2 protein-coding genes are annotated in these 4,055 nt (G+C 40.0%); both read right to left on the minus strand.

Annotated elements, in window-relative coordinates; genetic code table 11:
- Positions 1 to 2,080: accessory Sec-dependent serine-rich glycoprotein adhesin (locus tag HMPREF2867_RS08455; RefSeq protein ID WP_141751015.1), on the minus strand; the 2,080-nt coding region annotated here is incomplete at its 3' end.
- A gap of 455 nt (positions 2,081 to 2,535) precedes the next feature.
- A partial coding sequence (locus tag HMPREF2867_RS08460; RefSeq protein ID WP_070577071.1) for a MucBP domain-containing protein occupies positions 2,536 to 4,055 on the minus strand: 1,520 nt, incomplete at its 5' end.

Consider the following 4,055-nt stretch of genomic DNA (forward strand, 5'->3'; position numbering starts at 1 on the left):
CTGAAGTTGAAACTGAGTTTGATTCGGATTGTGACGCTGATGTCGATTCACTCTCAGAGGTAGAAACTGAGTTTGATTCTGATTGTGAAGCTGATGTCGACGCACTTTCTGAAGCTGAGACTGAATTTGACTCCAACTGTGATGTTGATGTTGACGCACTTACTGAGGCTGATGTTGAGTTCGACTCAGACTGTGATGTTGAAGTTGATGCACTTTCTGAAGCTGAGACTGAATTTGACTCCAACTGTGATGTTGATGTTGACGCACTTACTGAGGCTGATGTTGAGTTCGACTCAGACTGTGATGTTGAAGTTGATGCACTTTCTGAAGCTGAGACTGAATTTGACTCTAACTGTGATGCGCTCACTGATGCACTTGTTGAGGCACTTTCAAAAAGACTTTCTGAAACACTCTCTGAAAGGGATGCTGATGCTTCCTCTGATTGAGAAAGAGAAGATGAGACAACCTCTGACTCAGATGCTGAAACTGATGCAGATTCTACCTTACTTGTTGATACAGATTGAGACTCTACTGTTGAAGTACTTTCTACGATGCTTTGAGATGTACTTAAAGATGCACTCGTTGTATCTGCTTCAGACTCTGACTCGATAACCTGACTACCATTAAAGAAATTAACGCTAGTCTTATCAGTCTTAGCTGCAAAAGGTGAGAATGTGAAGGATGTGTCATCACCAGTGATTTTAGCAGTCCAAGTCGATGTTAAGCCATAACCATTCTTAGCCTGAAAACCATTCATTTGGAAATTTTGTCCCCAACTGTAACCGCCATTATCCGTTGTTACTGGTGTTGTATAAGGTGAAGGTGTAGTTCTTTGAGTACCGTCTGAATTAGTAATATAAGTTGTTACACTTGTCGGAGGAGTAAGTCCTGTACCTAGAGTAAACATCGTTTGTGTTGATGTCCCTGTATTATAGATAGAATATCCAGGACTCATCTTCGAAATGTTTCCAAGGGTTGATGTTGCAGGATTAACATAGGAAACAGTGTAGACAAAATTCAGATTTGTTCTGTCATTTGTCACTTTCAATGTATAGTAAATTGGAACATTATAGTTTGAGTCTGTTCCAGTTCCTGTATAAACCTTAGTTTCACCAGTCGCTAGGTTAAGGTTTGAAGTGATAGCTGGTGTGCCATTCACTGTAGAGTTCCCATTGAAACCAGCATTTGTCAGCTTGGTCATCATGTTATCGACGGCATTACCAAGACGCTCACGCTGTTCTGCGTAAGCTGCGCTTGTTGCTGATGCCGCGATCAATGTCGTTGACTTAGTGACTTCTTCTTGAACGGTTGTAATAGCCGTTTGAATTTCAGCCTTAGCAGCTGTGTCTGTCAATTTTGCTTGATAGTTTTTAGCAATATTAACAAGCAATTCTGCTTCTGAAACGTTTTGATCCAAAACAGATTTTTCATCATCTTGGCTTGCAGTTTCTGAAGCAACTGAACTTGTTGAAGTTGCTGAATCAGAAGCTGATTCAGAGTTTGAACCACTTGTGCTTTCAGTTTGTGACTGGCTATCAGAAGTTGAGTACTCCTTGCTGAGTGATGCAGATTCAGAGATAGCTTGTGACAATTCAGCAGAAATGGATTGAGACACAGATTGTGATACTGAAACTGATGCTTCTGTGCTTGCTTGAGCATCAACTGAAGAGCTTGTAGACTCTTGGCTTGTTGATGCTACTGCTGAAGTTTCAGAAGCTGGTGCTGCACTCAATACCACTGACTCAGAGTTGACAGCCACATCTTGATTAGCAGTTACTTGACTTTCCAAAGCCGGAGTTGTCGTTTCTTCCGCTTGGGCAGTGTAAGTCGCTACTGCTCCTCCAGCCACTGCACCTGCCGCCGCAATCCCTTTAAGTAGAGCTTGCCCTGAGAGAAGCGGTGTTTTCTCTTCAACACTTTGTGCTGAAACTGATGGTGCGTCTGTCACACCTTTAACGACCTTGAAAAGTCCAAAGTTAGATGTTGCAGCACGAAGCCATTGCTTACCTGATTTAATCAATTTAAAACGAGTCACGCAATCAGTTTCGCGATATACCCCTTCGTTCCTTCTAAAAAACATATCTACTCCATTCTTGTTTTATGAATTAAAACTCACCGATAAATTTTATCATAAAATTCTTGTAAGCTCTAATATAAACTCTTATTTCCCTCAAAAAAGATTGCAAACGCTTTATGCTGTATAAATACTAAAAATGCTCATTTCATAGCATTTTCACCCACCTTACATTTTGCAAAACAAAACTTAAAGTTGTCTTAAAATTCAAAGTCTACTTCTTCCACATCTAAGATTTTAGCTTACTAAACTAAGCCTTTACTCTCTAATACTAAGCCTAAATGAGACTTAGACTAACATTTAAGACACCCTCTCTCATTTTCAAACACGACAAAAAGACACATCCCATATCGGAATGTGTCTTTTTTAGAACGAAGCTAATCGGCTTATTCTTACTTAAGAGTAGTTAGTTTTTATTAGGACTAGTCACTCATAAGTTTTAGGGGTAAGTCGAAGGAATATTATTCCTCAGTTTTTTTGCGTTTTGCCGCAAGAGCCAATCCAGATGCAGTTGCAAGCAATCCAAGAGCTGCTGTAGCTGCTACGTTAGACTCTTCACCAGTGTTTGGCAATTGTGCCATTTCTTGTGCAGGTTTAACCGGAGTAGCTTTAGCTGGAGCTTTAGGAGCTGGATCAACTGGTTTACCTGGTGTTGGTTGTTCAGGTTTACCTGGTGTTGGTGTTACTGGTTTTTCTGGAGTTGTATCGACAAGTTTGTAAACGTAAGTTACGTTCTTATCACCTTCGATAACTTTACCAGTTACTGGGTCAGTTGTTGTCAAGTGACCATCACCATCTACAGAACCTACTGGGTAGTTACCTTGTGGTACCAATTCGTAAACTTTACCATCAGCAGTAACAATTGTCTTAGGACGGTTATCAATTACTGTATCGTAATCTTTACCTACTGGTTGACCAAATTCATCTGTTACAGATTGTTTGATAGTGTTACCATTTTCATCTACATAGTGAACGTAAACATTACCCTTAGGTTGTGCTGGTTGTTCTTTGAGTTTGTAGATGTAAGTAACATCTTTACGTCCTTCTATAACTTTACCTGTTGTAGCGTCTGATGACTCAAGGTGACCTTGTCCATCAACTTTACCTACAGTGTAGTTACCTGCTGGCACCAATTCGTAAACTTTACCATCAGTTGTTGTGATAGTCTTAGGACGATTATCTACTACTGTATCGTAGTCTTTATCGACTGGTTGATCTTTTTCATCAACAACTGAAGTCTTGATTGTGTTACCTTCAGTATCTTTATAGTGAACGTAAACGTCACCTTTCACTTCTTTGTAGACGTAAGTGATGATTGAACGTGGTTTATCAACTTTACCTTTAATTGGATCAGATGATTCAAGGTGTCCATCGCCGTCAACTTTACCTACTGGGTAGTCACCTTTCGGTACGATCTTGTATGTCTTACCGTCTGGAGTCTTGATTGTCTTAGGTTTTTCACCTTCCTCAGTTGTGTTATATGGAGTATCATATGGTGAGTTTGGTGTGTCTTGACGAGGTTTCTTGATTTCTTTACCTTTTTCGTCTACATAAGTGATGATTACGTCACCTTCTTTAGGTTTCGTTGGATCTTCTTTAAGTTTGTAGACGTAAGTTACGTTCTTGTCGCCTTCAACAACTTTACCTGTTGTAGCGTCATCACCTGTCCAGTGACCTTGTTCGTCGACTTGACCTACTTTGTAGTTACCTGCTGGTACCAATTCGTATGTCTTACCTTCGAATTCGATTTCTTTTGGACGGTTATCAATTACTGTATCGTAGTCTTTACCTACTGGTTGATCTTTTTCATCTGTTACAGATGCTTTGATTGTGTTACCATTTTCATCTACATAGTGAACGTAAACATTACCCTTAGGTTGTGCTGGTTGTTCTTTAAGTTGGTAAACGTAAGTAACGTTCTTATCACCTTCGGTAACTTTACCTGTCGTAGCGTCATCACCTGTCCAGTGACCTTGTTCGT

It is taken from the genome of Streptococcus sp. HMSC064H09, from assembly GCF_001812625.1.
GTDB lineage: Bacteria > Bacillota > Bacilli > Lactobacillales > Streptococcaceae > Streptococcus.